Origin of the sequence: Streptomyces sp. NPDC051172 (assembly GCF_040682555.1) — a bacterium.
Classification (GTDB): domain Bacteria; phylum Actinomycetota; class Actinomycetes; order Streptomycetales; family Streptomycetaceae; genus Streptomyces.
On record NZ_JBFBBE010000520.1, the window covers coordinates 1 to 1000 of the forward strand.

Sequence of the window (1000 nt, forward strand, 5' to 3'; positions counted from 1 at the left end):
CTCCAGGACCATCTGCTCATCGATCGGGCGACCGCCGTGGACAACGCGGCCCTGCCGCTGCTCTACGCGCAGCCGCGCCCGGCGAAGCGCGAGCGCCGCACCATGGCCGCCGAGCTTCTGACGCGCCTCGGGCTCGGAGACCGTCTCCAACACCCCGTCGGCCGGCTCTCCGGCGGCGAGCGCCAGCGCGTGGCCATCGCCCGAGCTGTGATCATGGGGCCCTCCCTGCTGCTCGCCGACAAGCCGACGGGCGCCCTGGACGAGGAGCGCACCGACGAGGTGATGGGGCTCTTCCGCTCCATGTCCCAGCCGGGGCGGGCGATCGTGATCGTGACGCACGACCCCGCCGTAGCGGCCCGGTGCGACCACACGTGGCGGCTGCGGGCCGGGCGGCTCGAGTGACGAGGTCCGGCCGTGCCTCCTGCACAGGTGTCCGCAGACGGCGTGGCGTCCCCGGGCGTCACGTTCCGGCTCCGGATGTCCGGGGCCGCTCCTAGGCTCGGGGGCATGAGCGCGCACCACGCCGACGACGGCCTCCCCACCCCCGCCGAGGATCCACCGGCGGGCGGGCGACAGGCGCCGCCGAGTGGCGTCGTCGTGGGTGAGGACGGGCGAGCCCGCCCGCCGTGGGCGGCACGGGATCCGCTGCTGCGGGAGTACTACGACACGGAGTGGGGCCTGCCCGTCACGGACGAGCAGGGCCTGTTCGAGCGCCTCGTGCTCGAGGCGTTCCAGTCGGGCCTGAGCTGGCGGACCGTCCTGGCCAAACGGCCGCGGTTCCGTCAGGTGTTCGCGGGATTCGACGTGGATGCCGTCGCGGCGTTCGGGGACGCGGAGGTCGAGGCGCTGCTGGCGGACCCCGGCATCATCCGGAACCGGCGCAAGATCGAGGCTGCGATCGCGAACGCGCAGGCCGTCGTCGGGATGCGCGGCGAGCGGTTCGCCCCGCTGCACCCGGGCTCCCCCGGCGCGGGCCCCGCCTGGCACGGCGACGGCGACC

Annotated in this window: 2 protein-coding genes; both read left to right on the top strand. The window is 75.0% G+C overall.

Annotation, left to right across the window (positions count from 1 at the left end; translation table 11 throughout):
• The coding region (locus AB0N07_RS52395) for an ATP-binding cassette domain-containing protein (RefSeq protein WP_365848234.1) at positions 1–402 on the top strand (402 nt) is incomplete at its 5' end.
• A 105-nt stretch (positions 403–507) separates the two neighbouring features.
• Positions 508–1000, top strand: a 493-nt coding sequence (locus AB0N07_RS52400; protein WP_365848236.1) for a DNA-3-methyladenine glycosylase I, incomplete at its 3' end; no start/stop codon positions are given.